The sequence below is a fragment of the Neisseria gonorrhoeae genome (genome assembly GCF_003315235.1).
In the GTDB taxonomy this organism is placed as follows: domain Bacteria; phylum Pseudomonadota; class Gammaproteobacteria; order Burkholderiales; family Neisseriaceae; genus Neisseria; species Neisseria gonorrhoeae.
In genome coordinates this window covers 76,663-92,774 of the sequence record NZ_QNRU01000004.1, presented here as the reverse complement: position 1 = coordinate 92,774, position 16,112 = coordinate 76,663, and the positions used below count along the sequence as shown (strand labels likewise).

The following is a 16,112-nucleotide window of genomic DNA, read 5'->3' as shown; positions in this document are numbered from 1 at the left end:
TTTCTATCCGTGTGTCAAACCGGCATCAGATGTCGGTTTCCAGATAAATGACTTGGGTTTGCAGGTATTCTTCCAAACCGTGTTTGCCGTCCGCGCCGCCGATGCCGGATTTTTCCCAGCCCGCGTGGAAGCCCTGCATGGCTTCGAAGTTTTCGCGGTTGATGTAGGTTTCGCCGAATTGCAGGCGGCGGGTAACGTAGAAGGCTTCGTTCAGGTTGGTGGTGTACACGGAGCTGGTCAGACCGAATTCGCAGTCGTTTGCCAGGGCGATGACCTGGTCGAGCGTGTCGAAAGCGGAAACGGGCAGCACGAGGCCGAAAGTTTCTTCTTTCATAATGTCCATACTGTTGTCGGTGTCGGTCAGCAGGGTAGGCTCGAAGAAATAGCCGCGTCCTTCGGTGCGTTTGCCGCCGCAAACCAATTTCGCACCTTGTTTGACGGCCCGTTCCACTTTTTCGGCAACGGCTTTGACGGCGCGCTCTTCAATCAGCGTGCCCATTTCCGGCGCGCCTGCTTCGGCTTCGGCAGGGTTGCCGTAGCGCACGCCTTTCATCGCGGCGGTCATTTTTTCAATGAACGCGTCTTTCAGGCTGCTGTGGACATAGACGCGCTCGGCGCAGTTGCAGATTTGACCGGTGTTGCCGACGCGCGAAGCCAAGATGGATTTCACCGCTAAATCCAAATCCGCGTCTTTCAACACGATGGCGGGGGCTTTGCCGCCGAGTTCCAGCGAGACTTTGGTGATGTTGGCGGAAGCGGCTTCCATCACTTGGCGACCCGCTTCAACCGAGCCGGTCAGGCTGACCATATCGACTTGCGGATGGGCGGACAAGGCGTTGCCGATTTCCGCACCCGGACCGTCCACCACGTTGAACATGCCTGCGGGCAGTCCGACCGCATCGATGATTTCGGCGAAGATGTGGCAGTTGATCGGGGTTACGCTGCTGGGTTTGACGACGATGGTGTTGCCCGTAACCAGATCCGGGCCCATTTTGCGGGCGATCAGGAAGAAGGGGAAGTTCCGCGGCAAAATGCCGGCAATCACGCCCAGCGGACGTTTGAACGATAAAATGTTTTCGCGCGGGCGGTCGCTTTGGATGATTTCGCCTTCGTAACGGCGCGCCCATTCGGCTTGGTAATCGAGATAGTCGGCAGTGAACATCACTTCCACACGCGCCAAGTCTTTGGTTTTGCCGCCTTCGGCAACGATGGTGTCGGTCAGCTCGTCGGCGCGTCCGCGTATGCCTTGGGCGATTTTACGCAAATACGCGCCGCGTTCGACCGCAGGCAGACGCTCCCAAGCCGGTTGCGCCGCGCGCGCCGCGGTCAACGTCCGCCCTGCCGCCTTTGGGTTCGCGGGCGATGGTTTCTTCGGTGGACGGGTTCAATACGTCGCGCCATTCGCCGTTGAAATCGTTTTCAAAGCGTCCGTTGATGTACATGGCCAATTGTTTCATTTCGGGCCCTCCAGTTTTGTAGTCGGATGTAGTTTTGGTTTATTCCCAAATAAATTACCGTACAAGTTTCTTTACACGCGGATTTTGGGTTTCAAGTCAAATACGGCTTACCGGTTTTCTTTTTTAGTTTCCGCAGGCGTGCTGCCGAAATATTGCCTGAATGCCTGAATAAAGCTGGAAACGTGGCGCTAGCCGCACAAATACGCGGTTTCGCCCACGTTTTTGCCCCCGTTTTGCAACAGATAGAGCGCGTGCTGCATTTGTTTGTGGTGCAGCCACTCGCTTGCCGTAATGCCGAAATGGTCGCGCATACGGCGTTGCAGCGTCCTTTCGCTGATGTTCAGCGCGGCTGTCAGCCGGTTGACTTGGTGTGCGCCGCCGTCGAACGCGGCATTCAGGGTGCGGCTGAAGTCTTCAGACGGCATAGCGTCTGCTTCCGCCGTTTGCCCCGCCGCCGGCTCGATGCCGTCTGAAACCGTGTCCCACAAATCCGACAGCAGCCGCAACACGTCCGCCTCGCGGCGCAATGTTTCGCCCAAATGCCCCTTTGGGACGGTTTGCAGGCAGGATGCCGCCAAGCCGCGCAGGTTTGGGGGCAAATCCCATATCCTGACCGGTTCGCGGTAAAGCAGGGGTGCGAAACGCGCGTATTCCGGACGCGGCAGCCATTGTTCCATACCTTTAATGGTCATTTTGACCGTTTTGCCGCCGCGATAAAGATAGCGGCTGAACAGGACTTCTTCCCCGACGGCAATTAGGACAATCTTGCTGCCGTCCGCATCGATGCGGAAGCGGCGGCGGTTGATGCCGAAGTCCAAACGCCCTTCCAGCAACAGCACGAACGACACATAAGGTTCGGCGAGGCGGCTGCTGCAAAAATCGCACCGTGCCGTTACCGTACCGCCGTGGATGGAAATGCCGTTGGACAAAGTATCGAAACGGTAGCTGCCCTCCACATAAGCCGCCGCCGCTTTTGACCAGATTGACGAACCGGCTGCTGTTCAAATGTTCTGCTTTTTCCATAGTTTTCTGATAAAGGTTATCATTTGAAAGATAACATTTTTCGCCACAGCAAACAATCCGCCGCCGACAAAGGCATTTTCACAACACTTGCCGTCCGTATGCCGTCTGAAAATTGCCCGTCTTCCCGATAAGCCTTAAAATACACGCCGTCAAACCTACCGTCCGCCCGTACATGAGCCCATCCCCCTTTATCGAAATGAAAGACGTCGCCTTCGCGTATGGCGACCGCCCGATTCTGAACGACATCAATTTCAGCATTCCGCAAGGCAATTTTGCCGCCGTGATGGGCGGTTCGGGCAGCGGCAAAACCACGCTGATGAGGCTGATTACAGGACAGATTCGTCCGCAGTCCGGGCAGGTTTTGATTGAAGGACGGGATTTGGCGGGTTTTTCGGCTGACGAACTCTACGAACACCGCCGCCGTATGGGCGTATTGTTCCAACACGGCGCGCTGTTTACCGATTTGTCGGTATTCGACAATATCGCTTTTCCGATGCGCGAACTGACGCAACTTCCGGAAGCGGTTATTCGCGATTTGGTTTTGTTGAAATTGAACGCGGTCGGTCTGCGCGGCGTGGAAAACCTGATGCCGTCCGAGTTGTCCGGCGGGATGTCGCGCCGCGTCGCGCTGGCACGCACAATCGCGCTCGACCCCGAAATTATGTTGTACGACGAACCGTTTACCGGCCTCGACCCGATTTCCTTGGGCGTGATTGCCCACTTGATCAGCCGCGTCAACAAGGCCTTGCGTTCGACCAGCATTATGGTAACGCACGACATTGAAAAATCTTTGGAAATCGTCGATCAGGTAATTTTCTTGGCGCACGGCGAAATTATGTTCTCCGGCTCGCCGCAGGAAATGCGCGAACTGGATTCGCCTTGGGTGCGCCAGTTTGTCGGCGGGCTGGCAGACGGCCCCGTGGCATACCGCTATCCGGCGCAAACGTCGTTGCAGCAGGATTTGCTCGGGTAAATGAGCAGGTGCCGTCTGAAACCGTTGAACCTTACATATAGAAATTTATGAATTTTATCCGTTCCGTCGGGGCGAAAACCCTCGGCCTTATTCAATCCTTCGGCAGTATCACGCTGTTTCTGCTGAACATTTTGGCGAAATCCGGCACGGCTTTCGCCCGTCCGCGCCTGAGCGTGCGCCAAGTGTATTTTGCCGGCGTGCTGTCGGTGCTGATTGTTGCCGTTTCGGGGCTGTTCGTCGGTATGGTTTTGGGTTTGCAGGGCTATACGCAGTTGTCGAAATTCAAATCCGCCGATATTTTGGGCTATATGGTCGCGGCTTCTCTGTTGCGCGAACTGGGTCCCGTGTTGGCGGCGATTCTGTTTGCCAGCAGCGCGGGCGGTGCGATGACCAGCGAAATCGGTTTGATGAAAACGACCGGACAGCTCGAAGCGATGAACGTGATGGCGGTCAACCCCGTCGCCCGCGTGGTTGCCCCGCGTTTTTGGGCGGGCGTGTTTTCTATGCCGCTTTTGGCTTCGATTTTCAACGTCGCGGGCATTTTCGGCGCGTATTTGGTCGGCGTGAGCTGGCTGGGTTTGGACAGCGGTATTTTCTGGCCGCAGATGCAGAACAACATTACGATACATTACGATGTAATCAACGGTTTGATCAAATCCGCCGCGTTCGGCGTGGCGGTAACGCTGATTGCCGTGCATCAGGGCTTCCACTGCATCCCGACTTCGGAAGGCATTTTGCGCGCCAGCACGCGCACGGTGGTTTCGTCCGCCCTGACGATTTTGGCGGTCGATTTTATATTGACCGCGTGGATGTTTACAGATTGACAGACTGTCTGAAGACGAAACGCGGAACATCGGATATTCAAGGAACTTTAATGAAAAAGAACATATTGGAATTTTGGGTCGGACTGTTCGTCCTGATCGGCGCGGCGGCGGTTGCCTTTCTCGCTTTCCGCGTGGCGGGCGGCGCGGCGTTCGGCGGTTCGGACAAAACTTACGCCGTTTATGCCGATTTCGGCGACATCGGCGGTTTGAAGGTCAATGCCCCCGTCAAATCCGCAGGCGTATTGGTCGGGCGCGTCGGCGCTATCGGGCTTGACCCGAAATCCTATCAGGCGAGGGTGCGCCTTGATTTGGACGGCAAGTATCAGTTCAGCAGCGACGTTTCCGCGCAAATCCTGACTTCGGGACTTTTGGGCGAACAGTACATCGGGCTGCAGCAGGGCGGCGATACGGAAAACCTTGCTGCCGGCGACACCATCTCCGTAACCAGTTCTGCAATGGTTCTGGAAAACCTGATCGGTAAATTCATGACCAGCTTCGCCGAGAAAAACGCTGAGGGCGGCAATGCGGAAAAAGCCGCAGAATAAACATACACATCCATTTTCAGGAAAGACATCATGAAAAAATCCTCCTTCATCAGCGCATTGGGCATCGGTATTTTGAGCATCGGCATGGCATTTGCCTCCCCGGCCGACGCAGTGGGACAAATCCGCCAAAACGCCACACAGGTTTTGACCATCCTCAAAAGCGGCGACGCGGCTTCTGCACGCCCAAAAGCCGAAGCCTATGCGGTTCCCTATTTCGATTTCCAACGTATGACCGCATTGGCGGTCGGCAACCCTTGGCGTACCGCGTCCGACGCGCAAAAACAAGCGTTGGCCAAAGAATTTCAAACCCTGCTGATCCGCACCTATTCCGGCACGATGCTGAAATTCAAAAACGCGACCGTCAACGTCAAAGACAATCCCATCGTCAATAAGGGCGGCAAGGAAATCGTCGTCCGTGCCGAAGTCGGCATCCCCGGTCAGAAGCCCGTCAATATGGACTTTACCACCTACCAAAGCGGCGGCAAATACCGTACCTACAACGTCGCCATCGAAGGCACGAGCCTGGTTACCGTGTACCGCAACCAATTCGGCGAAATCATCAAAGCCAAAGGCATCGACGGGCTGATTGCCGAGTTGAAAGCCAAAAACGGCGGCAAATAACCGACAAACCATACCGTCCGAGGGCGGTATGGGTTTTTCGAACAAACGCTATGCATACAGAACTCAAAAACGGAACACTGCACATCGGCGGCGACATCACCGTCAAAACCCTGACCGGGGACGCATTTGGGCGTTTCCGGCAACAATGCCGTCTGAAAGAAACCATTGCCGTCGATTTCGGAGGTGTCAAACGTGCCGATTCCGCCTGCGTGTCGCTGCTGCTCGAAGTGCTGCGCGGCTGCAAAGGCAGCGTCAGGCTGACCGGCATTCCCGAATCCGTGCGCGCGCTGTCCGAACTGTACGAAATCAAAGACTGGCTGAAATCATGAAAAAAACCGCCTACGCCATCCTCCTGCTGATCGGGTTCGCTTCCGCCCCTGCATTTGCAGAAACCCGCCCCGCCGACCCTTATGAAGGCTACAACCGCGCCGTTTCCAAATTCAACGACCAAGCCGACCGCTACATTTTCGCCCCTGCCGCGCGCGGCTACCGCAAAGTTACGCCGAAACCCGTCCGCGCCGGCGTGTCCAATTTTTTTAACAACCTGCGCGACGTGGTCAGTTTCGGCAGCAATATCTTGCGTTTGGACATCAAACGCGCAAGCGAAGACCTCGTCCGCGTCGGCATCAATACCACCTTCGGTTTGGGCGGGCTCATTGATATTGCCGGCGCGGGCGGCGTTCCCGACAATAAAAACACTTTGGGCGACACGTTTGCCTCGTGGGGCTGGAAAAACAGCAATTATTTCGTGTTGCCCGTCTTAGGCCCGTCCACCGTCCGCGACGCGCTCGGCACGGGCATTACCTCTGTTTATCCGCCCAAGAATATCGTTTTCCATACCCCTGCCGGACGCTGGGGCACGACTGCCGCTGCCGCCGTCAGTACGCGCGAAGGCCTGCTCGATTTGACCGACAGTCTGGACGAAGCCGCCATCGACAAATACAGCTACACGCGCGACCTCTATATGAAAGTCCGCGCACGGCAGACCGGTGCAACACCTGCCGAAGGTACGGAAGATAACATCGACATCGACGAATTGGTCGAAAGTGCCGAAACCGGCGCGGCAGAGCCCGCCGTTCACGAAGATTCCGTATCCGAAACACAGGCAGAAGCAGCAGGGGAAGCCGAAACGCAACCTGGAACACAACCCTAAAGCCATGCCGTCTGAAAATCCGTGTTCGGACGGCATTCCCTTCCGTCGGAACGGACAGTCCGACACTACAGATTGGGCTATAATCCCTTTTTTGCGCATACCGCGCGACAGCAAAGGAAAAACCATGTACGAAGTCAACCGCAGCGTATTCGTCCTCATCCCTTTAGAACCTTTTTGGAACTGGCTGCAAACCCTGCCGGGCAACCACCTCGACGGACTGACCCTCGAAGACATCCAAGCCGATGCCAATTCCTACCTTGTCCGCCCGTGCGAAACCGCCGACGAAGTATGGGACGAAATCGAAGCCCGTTTCGAAGACATTTTCGCCGCCGAACTTGCCGACTGGTGCGAAGACGAACGCGAGTGGCCCGCACTCGATGCCGACATTTTCAACGAATGGTTCGACATCCAGCTTTCTACCGTCATCACCGACCTCGAACACGAACCGCTTGCCCGCGAAGCCTTCCAACCCATCAACCTGAACTGATGAAGCTGACCGTCCGCAATTACCATCTCGACGGCTACGGTCATGTCAACAATGCACGCTACCTCGAATTTCTCGAGGAAGCGCGCTGGGCGTTTTTTGAAAAACGCGGACTGATGCACGAGTTGGCAGGCCTCATACTGATTGTCGCCCGCATCGACATCCGATACAGCCGTCCCGCCGTCGAAGGCGACGTATTGCAGTTTTCATGCCGCCTGAAAACCCCCGGCATGCGCCGCATTGTGCTGACCCAGACGATTACACTGCCAAACGGCAAAACCGCCGCAGAAGCCGACATCACCCTGATGCCCGTCCACGCCGCCACACAACGCACCGTCAGCCTGCCCGCCACCCTTGCCCGCGCACTGGAAGCCTTGTCCGAATGAAAAAAATACTCACCGCCGCCGCCGTCGCACTGATCGGCATCCTCCTTGCCACCGTCCTCATCCCCGACAGTAAAACCGCGCCCGCCTTCTCCCTGCCCGACCTGCACGGAAAAACCGTTTCCAACGCCGACCTGCAAGGCAAAGTCACCCTGATTAATTTTTGGTTTCCCTCCTGTCCGGGTTGTGTGAGCGAAATGCCCAAAGTCATCAAAACGGCAAACGACTACAAAAATAAAGATTTCCAAGTCCTCGCCGTTGCCCAGCCCATCGATCCGATAGAAAGCGTCCGCCAATACGTCAAAGACTACGGACTGCCGTTTACCGTCATTTATGATGCGGACAAAGCCGTCGGACAGGCATTCGGCACACAGGTTTATCCGACTTCCGTCCTTATCGGCAAAAAAGGCGAAATTCTCAAAACCTACGTCGGAGAACCCGATTTCGGCAAACTCTACCAAGAAATCGATACCGCGCTGGCGCAATAGCGATGCCGTCTGAAGCGCAAAAAACAGAAACGATGTTCCTGTTTTTTCAGATCATCCGCCCCGACACGTTCAGGCGGCATTCAACCTTCCGGCAGATTCTTTTTTACCACCGCAGGATTGCCTGCCGCCAAAGAGTAGGGCGGAATGTCTTTTGTAATTACCGCGCCTGCGCCCACGACCGAGCCGCGTCCGACGGTTACGCCCGCCATCACAATCACCCTGCGCCCCGGCCAGACATCGTCCTCCAACGTAATCGGACGGATTTCCGTGTAGCCCTCAAAGCGTTTTTTTCACGGTCAAACTTGTGGTTGGTCGAATAGAACAGGCATTCCGGCCCCATCATCACATTTTTGCCGACCACCAGCCCACGGCAGATTTCACAGTTTGCCCCGATGCCCGAGCCGTCGCCCAAAACCGTATCCGGAAACACATACGCCCCGCGTCCGATATGCGGCGAAATCCGCCGCGCCAGAAAACCGAGCACCCGTCTGCCGATGATGCCGATGCCGCGCATATGCGACGGCGGCAGCACCGAACCGGCAAAACGCAGCAGCAGGAAAAAGAATTTTGATTCCATCAAACCTTCCTCAAAAGAACTTTTTACATTTTATCGAATATCCTCTTGACGAAACAACAGAAAATAGCGAGAATGCCGAGCTTGTCTGAGGCATAGGTACATCCCCTATGCCCGCTTTTTTGAAAGGAAATCAAATGAAACAAGGTATTCACCCGAACTACCACGAAGTTAACGTTACCTGCTCTTGCGGCAACAAATTCGTAACCAAATCCGCAATGGAAAAAGAAAACTTTAACATCGAGGTTTGCTCCCTGTGCCACCCGTTCTATACCGGCACCCAAAAAATCGTCGATACCACCGGCCGCGTGGACAAATTCAACAACAAATTCGGCAACCTGTTCAAACGCTGATTGCCGCTTTGCAAGAATTAAGCCCTGCCATCATTTCGATGGCAGGGCTTTTTAATATTTGGCACACTGACTTCTTATCTATATAGTGGATTAACAAAAATCAGGACAAGGCGACGAAGCCGCAGGCAGTACAAATAGTACGGCAAGGCGAGGCAACGCCGTACCGGTTTTGTTAATCCACTATATTTTGACGGGGTTGAAGTTGACATCTACAAAGTTTAATGTTTGAATACATTAAAAAATATATTTGAATGGGATGTTTTATGATTCAAAATGTTGTTACTTCAATAATCCTGTATTCTGGGACAGCCGTAGACTTACTTACTTATCCTAATGTTATTTTTTGCCAAAAAAAAAGCAGAAAAGACATCATTAACATCTATTTAGGACAATTTCTAGGCTCTGTTAGCCTGATATTGCTAAGTTTGCTTTTTGCATTTGTCTTAGATTATATTCCTAGTAAAGAGATTTTAGGTTTGCTCGGCTTGATTCCGATTTTCCTAGGCCTCAAAGTTTTGCTGTTAGGAGATTCCGATGGAGAGTCTATTGCCAAAGAGGGTTTGCGCAAAGATAATAAAAACCTGATTTTTCTAGTCGCTATGATTACTTTTGCAAGTTGTGGCGCTGACAATATTGGTGTCTTTGTCCCATATTTTACTACCTTAAATTTAGCGAATTTGATAGTGGCTTTACTTACCTTTCTAGTTATGATTTATCTCTTGGTTTTTTCTGCCCAAAAATTGGCACAAGTCCCTTCTGTCGGAGAAACTTTGGAAAAATATAGCAGATGGTTTGTTGCCGTTGTTTATTTAGGATTGGGGATATATATCCTGATTGAAAACAACAGTTTTGATATGCTATGGACTGTGTCGGGCCAGGAAAAAATATTATGAAAAAGATAGTATCTGCAAAGACTGCCCCGTGCAGTCTTTTTTGTTGCCGGTCTTTTTGTGTCTGATGCCGTCTGAAGCAGTCTCTGCACGACCTTTGTGCGAATATTTGCTACACTTGGCAATCCGTCCATTTCTTCTCACGCTTATGCTGACCTATACCCCGCCCGATGCCCGCCCGCCCGCCAAAACCCACGAAAAACCGTGGCTGCTGCTGTTGATGGCGTTTGCCTGGCTGTGGCCCGGCGTGTTTTCCCACGATTTGTGGAATCCTGCCGAACCTGCCGTCTATACCGCCGTCGAAGCACTGGCAGGCAGCCCCACCCCCTTGGTTGCCCATCTGTTCGGTCAAACCGATTTCGGCATACCGCCCGTGTATCTTTGGGTTGCCGCCGCATTCAAACATTTGCTGTCGCCGTGGGCAGCCGACCCGTATGATGCCGCACGCTTTGCAGGCGTATTTTTTGCCGTTATCGGACTGACTTCTTGCGGCTTTGCCGGTTTCAACTTTTTGGGCAGACACCACGGGCGCAGCGTTGTTTTAATCCATATCGGCTGTATCGGGCTGATTCCGGTTGCCCATTTCCTCAATCCCGCCGCCGCCGCCTTTGCCGCCGCCGGACTGGTGCTGCACGGCTACTCGCTGGCACGCCGGCGCGTGATTGCCGCCTCTTTCCTGCTCGGTACGGGTTGGACGTTGATGTCGCTGGCGGCAGCTTATCCGGCGGCGTTTGCGCTGATGCTGCCCCTGCCCGTGCTGATGTTTTTCCGTCCGTGGCAAAGCAGGCGTTTGATGTTGACGGCAGTCGCCTCGCTTGCCTTTGCCCTGCCGCTTATGACCGTTTACCCGCTGCTCTTGGCAAAAACGCAGCCCGCGCTGTTTGCGCAATGGCTCAACTATCACGTTTTCGGTACGTTCGGCGGCGTGCGGCACATTCAGACGGCATTCAGTTTGTTTTACTATCTGAAAAATCTGCTTTGGTTCGCACTGCCCGCGCTGCCGCTGGCGGTTTGGACGGTTTGCCGCACACGCCTGTTTTCGACCGACTGGGGGATTTTGGGCATTGTCTGGATGCTTGCCGTTTTGGTGCTGCTCGCCTTTAATCCGCAGCGTTTTCAAGACAACCTCGTCTGGCTGCTGCCGCCGCTTGCCCTGTTCGGCGCGGCGCAACTGGACAGCCTGAGGCGCGGCGCGGCGGCTTTTGTCAACTGGTTCGGCATTATGGCGTTCGGGCTGTTTGCCGTGTTCCTGTGGACGGGCTTTTTCGCCATGAATTACGGCTGGCCCGCCAAGCTTGCCGAACGCGCCGCCTACTTCAGCCCGTATTACGTTCCCGACATCGATCCCATTCCGATGGCGGTTGCCGTACTGTTCACACCCTTGTGGCTGTGGGCGATTACCCGGAAAAACATACGCGGCAGGCAGGCGGTTACCAACTGGGCGGCAGGCGTTACCCTGACCTGGGCTTTGCTGATGACGCTGTTCCTGCCGTGGCTGGACGCGGCGAAAAGCCACGCGCCCGTCGTCCGGAGTATGGAGGCATCGTTTTCCCCGGAATTAAAACGGGAGCTTTCAGACGGCATCGAGTGTATCGGCATAGGCGGCGGCGACCTGCACACGCGGATTGTTTGGACGCAGTACGGCACATTGCCGCACCGCGTCGGCGATGTCCGTTGCCGCTACCGTATCGTCCGCCTGCCCCAAAACGCGGATGCGCCGCAAGGCTGGCAGACGGTCTGGCAGGGTGCGCGCCCGCGCAACAAAGACAGTAAGTTTGCACTGATACGGAAAATCGGGGAAAATATATTAAAAACAACAGATTGAGCCGAATTTCTGGATTAAGTGCCGGAAATCGCGTATAATTGCGCGATTAAACCTTTATATAGTGGATTAAATTTAAATCAGGACAAGGCGACGAAGCCGCAGACAGTACAAATAGTACGGCAAGGCGAGGCAACGCCGTACCGGTTTAAATTTAATCCACTATAAATCAGCCGTTTTGCAGGCATCACACAGGAGCGACAATTATTATGATGACCCTCTATTCCGGCATTACCTGCCCCTTCAGCCACCGCTGCCGCTTCGTTTTGTACGAAAAAGGTATGGATTTTGAAATCAAAGACATCGATATTTACAACAAGCCCGAAGACCTCGCCGTCATGAACCCGTACAACCAAGTCCCCGTGCTGGTCGAGCGCGATTTGGTGCTGCACGAGTCCAACATCATCAACGAATACATCGACGAACGCTTCCCCCATCCGCAGCTTATGCCCGGCGATCCCGTTATGCGCGGCCGGGGGCGGCTGGTGCTGTACCGTATGGAAAAAGAATTGTTCAACCACGTCCAAGTTTTGGAAAACCCCGCCGCCGCCAACAAGGAACAGGCAAAAGCGCGCGAAGCCATCGGCAACGGCCTGACGATGCTTTCCCCTTCGTTCAGCAAAAGCAAATACATCCTCGGCGAAGATTTTTCTATGATTGATGTTGCCCTGGCCCCGCTGTTGTGGCGGCTCGACCATTACGATGTCAAACTGGGCAAAAGTGCCGCGCCGCTGCTCAAATACGCCGAGCGTATCTTCCAGCGCGAAGCCTTTATCGAAGCACTGACACCCGCCGAAAAAGCCATGCGCAAATAAGTCCGAAATGCTTGCAAAACCCGCCGTTTTGCAGGCATTTTCACATTCAGGCACACCACACGGAACCCATCATGCCCACCTCAACCAAACCCTACATCCTCCGCGCACTTTGCGAATGGTGCAGCGACAACAGCCTCACGCCGCACATCCTTGTCTGGGTAAACGAGCATACGCGCGTCCCCATGCAGTACGTCCGCGACAACGAAATTATGCTCAACATCGGCGCGACCGCCACGCAAAACCTTCGAATCGACAACGATTGGATCAGCTTTTCCGCCCGTTTCGGCGGACAAGCGCACGACATATGGATACCTGTCGGACACGTCCTCAGCCTTTTCGCACGGGAGACCGGAGAAGGTATGGGGTTTGAATTGGAGGAGTACCGCCCCGACACGCCGTCTGAAAACACTTCTGCCGAAACCGCGCCCCGGCCCGCCAAAAAAGGTTTGAAATTGGTCAAATAAATCTATGCCGTCTGAACGGAATCGTGTTTCAGACGGCATTTTGTCCGATGGGGCGCAAACGGAATCCGTTTGTCGGCAAAACCTGTTTCGGCGTATCGAAACCGTGTTGCCCCTGCCGATTCGATATTAGGACATTGAAAATGCCGTCTGAACCTGCGATACGGGCTTCAGACGGCGTTTTGTCCGATATTCGGGCAATCAGGCGGTCAGTACGGTTTTCAAGATTTTGTTGACTTCGCCCATATCGGCTTTGCCGGCGAGGCGGGTTTTCAATACGACCATCACTTTGCCCATATCCGCCATACCTGCCGCGCCGGTTTCGGCAACGGCTGCTTCGACGGCGGTGCGGATTTCGCCGGCGGAGAGCATTTGCGGCAGGTAGCGGTGCAGCACGTCGATTTCGGCGTTTTCTTTGTCTGCCAAATCCTGACGGCCGGCTTCAGTGTAGATTTTCGCGCCGTCTTTGCGCTGTTTGACCATTTTGGTCAGGATGGCGGTGATTTTGGCATCGTCGGCTTCGGTGCGTTCGTCTACTTCAAACTGTTTGACGGCGGCATTGATGAGGCGGATGGTGCCGAGGGAAACTTGATCTTTGGCGCGCATCGCGGTTTTCATATCTTCGGTAAGGCGGGTTTTCAGGCTCATGATGTCCTCGCTGGGATGTCGGATGGAAACGGCGGGTTTCGATGCCGTCTGAAAAGCAAAACACACCGCAGAGCAGGTCTTGCGGTGTGTCTTCATATCACAGGGCTGACCTGTAATCTGTACTTGAACGTTTAGTACATTTTGGGCGGCAGCTGTTGGCTGCGCAGGCGTTTTTGCAGGCGTTTTACGGCTGCCGCTTTTTTGCGTTTGCGTTCGGTAGTCGGTTTTTCGTAGGCTTCGCGGGCGCGCAGCTCGGTCAGCAGGCCGGTTTTTTCTACGGCGCGTTTGAAACGGCGCATAGCGACTTCAAATGGTTCATTCTCTTTTACGCGGATTGCAGGCATTTTATTTCCTTTAATAAATTCGGTTGTTTCATCTGCCCATCATATCGGTGGAAAGGGTAGGGCAGACGGTGTTGTAGGTTTTCCGTATCGCTGTGCCTTTCGGCGGCGGGATACGCGCCGTGACGGAAACATCACCTCCTAACGGGTCGGCTTGTGCCGTGTCAAGCTGCTTGAAAAAGTAGGAAAAACAATTTTCGGATTGTCTTATATTTATGGTTCGCCGTCAATGCCGTTCGGGATAAAAATGCCGTCTGAAAGACCGGGCGGGTTTCAGACGGCATCGGCACGTCAGCGTGCGGGAACGGTGCCCATACGCTGTTTGAGCGGGATGTGCGGCGCGCCGAAGAGGGAGGCGTAGTAGGCGGCATTGGTCATCACTTTTTTGACATAGTCGCGCGTTTCGGAAAACGGGATGGTTTCGGCATATACCGCGCCTTCGAGGGGTGTGTCCGCCTGCCATCGGCGCGCTCTGCCGGGGCCGGCGTTATAGCCTGCGGTGGCGAGGATTTCGTTGTTTTGCAGGCGGCGTTTGGTGTCCGCCATATACCACGTCCCCATACGGATATTGCCGTCGGCGGTGTAGAGCTGGGCGGCATCCATACCGATTTTGCCGGCGATTTCGCGCGCGGTGGCGGGCATAACCTGCATCAGCCCCTGCGCGCCTACGCGGGATTGCGCGCCTATAACGAAGCGGCTTTCCTGACGAATCAGGCCGTAAACCCAAGCCGGATCGACATTAACATTTTGCGCGTGGCGGATTACCGTGTCTTTAAACGGCGAAATATAGCGCAATGTGTAGTTGAGTTTGCGGTCGGTGCGTTCCGCGCTGTTGACCGCCATATCGTAAAAACCGTGGTCGAACGCGGTTTGCGCGGCGGCCAGCAGCTTGTCTTCGTCAAAGCCGCGTGTGGCGAAACGCCATTCCGCCTGAGCCTGACGGCGCATTTTCGCATCGCCGGCGGTTCGGCTGTTTCGGAACAGCACCAGCGCGCGCTTAATCGCGCCGTCTTCCGCCATACGGAGGACGCTGTTTTTGCCGGCATCGGGCACATTGTTGCGCGTATCGATTTTGCGCCCCAATTCTTCCCCTGCCAGTACGGCATAAAAATTCCTGCCCGTCGCTGCCGCCTGTTTGTAAAGTTTTTCCGCTTCTTGCGTGTTGCCCGTTGCGGCGCGGCTGCGTGCCAGCCAGTAGAGCCAGGTCGGGCTTTTTTGCAGTTTTTCGGGCATATGCGAGATCACGGAGGCCAGCTCGTCCCAACGTCGGGCGCGCAAGGCGGCGCGGGCGTACCACTCGATTTGGTCGTCGGTCAGTTGGCGGCGGTCGGCAACCTTGCCGTAATAGTCCAAGGCGGCAGGCACATTGAGGCTTTGCGACTGATAATGCCCCAATACGCCCCACGCGAAACTGCGTTGTTCGGGGCTTAAACCGCTTTCCATTTCGGACAGCAGGGCGGCGGCATTCGGCGATTTGCGTGCTTCTTTGCCGATGACGTTCAACAGGGCATATTCGCGCGAACCTTGTGTACCGCCGTCAAACGGGCTGCCCAATGCGGCGGCAAGGTTGCGCGCGTCCGTCGTTTGGCGGCCGGCCAGCAGTCCGCGCACGCGCCTCCAGGCATCGTTGCCGTCCAACAAGCCGGATGCGGCTGCCTGTTCCAACAGTTTGGTGCAGCCCGAAGGCAGTTTGCCCGTATTTTTAACTAGTTCGGCGGCACGCGTATAGTCGTTGCGGCTCGAATCGGCGTAGCATTCGACTTCTTGGGCGCGCCCTTCAGGTTTGAGTTTGGCATATTCCTGTGCAAACAGCGTCCACTGTCTGCGCGCGCCCAAAGACTTCAGCCACTCGTTGCGGACATTTTCCGCCATCGCGCTGTCGCCGGCGTTTTCCAAATAGGCGGCGGCTGCCGCATCGTTTTTCTGTTTCACTGCATCCAGTGCGGACGGGTAGCCGCCGTAATCTGCCAGCGTTTTTCCTTCCGGTTCGGCAGGGCGGGTGGGAACGCTTGCCGAAAGGTCGGCAGTTTCTATATTGTCTGCCGGGGTCTTGCCGGCTGGCAGTGTGTTTGTCGAAGAACACGCGGCAAGCACCAGGGCCGCCAGCAGCGGCAGGGAATGCTTCATAGAGGGTAGGTACATCGGATTTCCTTAAGAATCGGAACCCTGAACGGTCAGGGTTGGAAAAGACAAAATGCCGTCTGAACAGGCGTTTGCATGAATTATATGCCGAAACTGCACCGCCTTTGGAATGTTT

At 54.9% G+C, this 16,112-nt stretch carries 19 protein-coding genes and 3 pseudogenes; 15 read left to right on the top strand and 7 right to left on the bottom strand.

The genetic code is table 11. The annotated features are described in order from the left end of the window. Positions 1–25 precede the first annotated feature (25 nt). A pseudogene (gene aldA / locus DFR77_RS03495) lies at positions 26–1,457 on the bottom strand (aldehyde dehydrogenase). A gap of 107 nt (positions 1,458–1,564) precedes the next feature. Continuing rightward, positions 1,565–2,480, bottom strand: a pseudogene (locus tag DFR77_RS03480) (helix-turn-helix transcriptional regulator). Between the two features lie 172 nt (positions 2,481–2,652). Between DFR77_RS03480 and DFR77_RS03475 the strand changes: the two are divergent. The 9 genes from DFR77_RS03475 to DFR77_RS03435 all read left to right on the top strand — a co-directional run bounded on the left by DFR77_RS03475 (position 2,653) and on the right by DFR77_RS03435 (position 7,951). Then, positions 2,653–3,453, top strand: coding sequence for an ABC transporter ATP-binding protein (locus tag DFR77_RS03475; RefSeq protein ID WP_020996750.1), 801 nt, complete (start codon positions 2,653–2,655; stop codon positions 3,451–3,453). Between the two features lie 47 nt (positions 3,454–3,500). Continuing rightward, a complete protein-coding gene (gene mlaE / locus DFR77_RS03470) occupies positions 3,501–4,277 on the top strand; it encodes a lipid asymmetry maintenance ABC transporter permease subunit MlaE (RefSeq protein WP_003690418.1) in 777 nt (258 codons plus the stop codon). A 50-nt stretch (positions 4,278–4,327) separates the two neighbouring features. Then, complete coding sequence (mlaD, locus tag DFR77_RS03465; RefSeq protein WP_003687104.1) at positions 4,328–4,822, top strand: outer membrane lipid asymmetry maintenance protein MlaD; 495 nt, start codon at positions 4,328–4,330, stop codon at positions 4,820–4,822. 30 nt (positions 4,823–4,852) lie between these two features. Next, entirely contained in the window at positions 4,853–5,443 is a 591-nt protein-coding gene (locus DFR77_RS03460; protein ID WP_003687105.1) for an MlaC/ttg2D family ABC transporter substrate-binding protein, read from the top strand. 50 nt (positions 5,444–5,493) lie between these two features. Continuing rightward, the gene (locus DFR77_RS03455) at positions 5,494–5,772 is read left to right on the top strand and encodes an STAS domain-containing protein (RefSeq protein ID WP_003690420.1); all 279 of its coding nucleotides are present in this window, start codon (positions 5,494–5,496) and stop codon (positions 5,770–5,772) included. Further along, positions 5,769–6,596 (top strand): MlaA family lipoprotein, encoded by an 828-nt coding sequence (locus DFR77_RS03450; protein WP_003687107.1) that lies wholly within the window; start codon positions 5,769–5,771, stop codon positions 6,594–6,596. The genes DFR77_RS03455 and DFR77_RS03450 overlap by 4 nt, the downstream gene beginning before the upstream one ends. Positions 6,597–6,720: 124 nt before the next feature. Then, complete coding sequence (locus DFR77_RS03445) at positions 6,721–7,083, top strand: hypothetical protein (RefSeq protein WP_002229974.1); 363 nt, start codon at positions 6,721–6,723, stop codon at positions 7,081–7,083. Further along, positions 7,083–7,466: an acyl-CoA thioesterase gene (locus DFR77_RS03440; protein ID WP_003687109.1), complete on the top strand. Its 384-nt coding sequence runs from the start codon at positions 7,083–7,085 to the stop codon at positions 7,464–7,466. The genes DFR77_RS03445 and DFR77_RS03440 overlap by 1 nt, the downstream gene beginning before the upstream one ends. Continuing rightward, the gene (locus tag DFR77_RS03435; protein WP_003687111.1) at positions 7,463–7,951 is read left to right on the top strand and encodes a peroxiredoxin family protein; all 489 of its coding nucleotides are present in this window, start codon (positions 7,463–7,465) and stop codon (positions 7,949–7,951) included. Before DFR77_RS03440 ends, DFR77_RS03435 begins: the two co-directional genes overlap by 4 nt. A gap of 80 nt (positions 7,952–8,031) precedes the next feature. Here the strand turns inward: DFR77_RS03435 and DFR77_RS13285 are convergent, their stop codons facing one another. Together DFR77_RS13285 and DFR77_RS03430 are read right to left on the bottom strand one after the other, a co-directional pair. Beyond that, positions 8,032–8,160 (bottom strand): LbetaH domain-containing protein, encoded by a 129-nt coding sequence (locus tag DFR77_RS13285; protein ID WP_020996751.1) that lies wholly within the window; start codon positions 8,158–8,160, stop codon positions 8,032–8,034. Between the two features lie 5 nt (positions 8,161–8,165). Further along, a complete protein-coding gene (locus tag DFR77_RS03430) occupies positions 8,166–8,528 on the bottom strand; it encodes a hypothetical protein (protein WP_020996752.1) in 363 nt (120 codons plus the stop codon). Positions 8,529–8,662: 134 nt separating this feature from the next. Here DFR77_RS03430 and rpmE point away from each other — a divergent pair, with 134 nt between their 5' ends. The 6 genes and pseudogenes from rpmE to DFR77_RS03405 all read left to right on the top strand — a co-directional run bounded on the left by rpmE (position 8,663) and on the right by DFR77_RS03405 (position 12,869). Next, on the top strand, positions 8,663–8,878 hold the full coding sequence (gene rpmE, locus DFR77_RS03425) for a 50S ribosomal protein L31 (protein ID WP_003713538.1): 216 nt from the start codon (positions 8,663–8,665) through the stop codon (positions 8,876–8,878). A gap of 263 nt (positions 8,879–9,141) precedes the next feature. After that, the gene (locus tag DFR77_RS03420) at positions 9,142–9,771 is read left to right on the top strand and encodes a CadD family cadmium resistance transporter (RefSeq protein WP_025456086.1); all 630 of its coding nucleotides are present in this window, start codon (positions 9,142–9,144) and stop codon (positions 9,769–9,771) included. A gap of 145 nt (positions 9,772–9,916) precedes the next feature. Continuing rightward, a complete protein-coding gene (locus DFR77_RS03415; RefSeq protein ID WP_010361207.1) occupies positions 9,917–11,593 on the top strand; it encodes an ArnT family glycosyltransferase in 1,677 nt (558 codons plus the stop codon). Between the two features lie 48 nt (positions 11,594–11,641). Beyond that, positions 11,642–11,755 (top strand): annotated as a pseudogene (locus tag DFR77_RS14645) (IS5/IS1182 family transposase); the annotation flags it as partial. 44 nt (positions 11,756–11,799) lie between these two features. Further along, a complete protein-coding gene (locus tag DFR77_RS03410) occupies positions 11,800–12,405 on the top strand; it encodes a glutathione S-transferase N-terminal domain-containing protein (RefSeq protein WP_003687122.1) in 606 nt (201 codons plus the stop codon). 71 nt (positions 12,406–12,476) lie between these two features. Next, the gene (locus DFR77_RS03405) at positions 12,477–12,869 is read left to right on the top strand and encodes a ClpXP protease specificity-enhancing factor (RefSeq protein WP_003690431.1); all 393 of its coding nucleotides are present in this window, start codon (positions 12,477–12,479) and stop codon (positions 12,867–12,869) included. Positions 12,870–13,067: 198 nt separating this feature from the next. Here DFR77_RS03405 and DFR77_RS03400 read toward each other — a convergent pair whose 3' ends face one another. The 3 genes from DFR77_RS03400 to ltgA all read right to left on the bottom strand — a co-directional run bounded on the left by DFR77_RS03400 (position 13,068) and on the right by ltgA (position 15,997). Beyond that, positions 13,068–13,514: a GatB/YqeY domain-containing protein gene (locus DFR77_RS03400; protein ID WP_020996753.1), complete on the bottom strand. Its 447-nt coding sequence runs from the start codon at positions 13,512–13,514 to the stop codon at positions 13,068–13,070. A gap of 131 nt (positions 13,515–13,645) precedes the next feature. Further along, positions 13,646–13,858: a 30S ribosomal protein S21 gene (gene rpsU, locus DFR77_RS03395; RefSeq protein WP_002214819.1), complete on the bottom strand. Its 213-nt coding sequence runs from the start codon at positions 13,856–13,858 to the stop codon at positions 13,646–13,648. Between the two features lie 288 nt (positions 13,859–14,146). Beyond that, a complete protein-coding gene (ltgA, locus tag DFR77_RS03390; protein ID WP_003692416.1) occupies positions 14,147–15,997 on the bottom strand; it encodes a lytic transglycosylase LtgA in 1,851 nt (616 codons plus the stop codon). Between the last annotated feature and the right edge of the window lie 115 nt (positions 15,998–16,112).

What these genes read in the sequence shown, in the direction of transcription:
- rpmE (WP_003713538.1), top strand. Translation starts at nt 8,663, where the DNA reads ATGAAACAAGGTATTCACCCGAACTACCACGAAGTTAACGTTACCTGC.
- DFR77_RS03400 (WP_020996753.1), bottom strand. Translation starts at nt 13,514, where the DNA reads ATGAGCCTGAAAACCCGCCTTACCGAAGATATGAAAACCGCGATGCGC.
- DFR77_RS03460 (WP_003687105.1), top strand. Translation starts at nt 4,853, where the DNA reads ATGAAAAAATCCTCCTTCATCAGCGCATTGGGCATCGGTATTTTGAGC.
- DFR77_RS03430 (WP_020996752.1), bottom strand. Translation starts at nt 8,528, where the DNA reads ATGGAATCAAAATTCTTTTTCCTGCTGCTGCGTTTTGCCGGTTCGGTG.
- DFR77_RS03435 (WP_003687111.1), top strand. Translation starts at nt 7,463, where the DNA reads ATGAAAAAAATACTCACCGCCGCCGCCGTCGCACTGATCGGCATCCTC.
- DFR77_RS03420 (WP_025456086.1), top strand. Translation starts at nt 9,142, where the DNA reads ATGATTCAAAATGTTGTTACTTCAATAATCCTGTATTCTGGGACAGCC.
- DFR77_RS03455 (WP_003690420.1), top strand. Translation starts at nt 5,494, where the DNA reads ATGCATACAGAACTCAAAAACGGAACACTGCACATCGGCGGCGACATC.
- DFR77_RS13285 (WP_020996751.1), bottom strand. Translation starts at nt 8,160, where the DNA reads ATGGCGGGCGTAACCGTCGGACGCGGCTCGGTCGTGGGCGCAGGCGCG.
- DFR77_RS03450 (WP_003687107.1), top strand. Translation starts at nt 5,769, where the DNA reads ATGAAAAAAACCGCCTACGCCATCCTCCTGCTGATCGGGTTCGCTTCC.
- DFR77_RS03440 (WP_003687109.1), top strand. Translation starts at nt 7,083, where the DNA reads ATGAAGCTGACCGTCCGCAATTACCATCTCGACGGCTACGGTCATGTC.
- DFR77_RS03410 (WP_003687122.1), top strand. Translation starts at nt 11,800, where the DNA reads ATGATGACCCTCTATTCCGGCATTACCTGCCCCTTCAGCCACCGCTGC.
- DFR77_RS03405 (WP_003690431.1), top strand. Translation starts at nt 12,477, where the DNA reads ATGCCCACCTCAACCAAACCCTACATCCTCCGCGCACTTTGCGAATGG.
- mlaD (WP_003687104.1), top strand. Translation starts at nt 4,328, where the DNA reads ATGAAAAAGAACATATTGGAATTTTGGGTCGGACTGTTCGTCCTGATC.
- ltgA (WP_003692416.1), bottom strand. Translation starts at nt 15,997, where the DNA reads ATGTACCTACCCTCTATGAAGCATTCCCTGCCGCTGCTGGCGGCCCTG.
- DFR77_RS03445 (WP_002229974.1), top strand. Translation starts at nt 6,721, where the DNA reads ATGTACGAAGTCAACCGCAGCGTATTCGTCCTCATCCCTTTAGAACCT.
- mlaE (WP_003690418.1), top strand. Translation starts at nt 3,501, where the DNA reads ATGAATTTTATCCGTTCCGTCGGGGCGAAAACCCTCGGCCTTATTCAA.
- rpsU (WP_002214819.1), bottom strand. Translation starts at nt 13,858, where the DNA reads ATGCCTGCAATCCGCGTAAAAGAGAATGAACCATTTGAAGTCGCTATG.
- DFR77_RS03475 (WP_020996750.1), top strand. Translation starts at nt 2,653, where the DNA reads ATGAGCCCATCCCCCTTTATCGAAATGAAAGACGTCGCCTTCGCGTAT.
- DFR77_RS03415 (WP_010361207.1), top strand. Translation starts at nt 9,917, where the DNA reads ATGCTGACCTATACCCCGCCCGATGCCCGCCCGCCCGCCAAAACCCAC.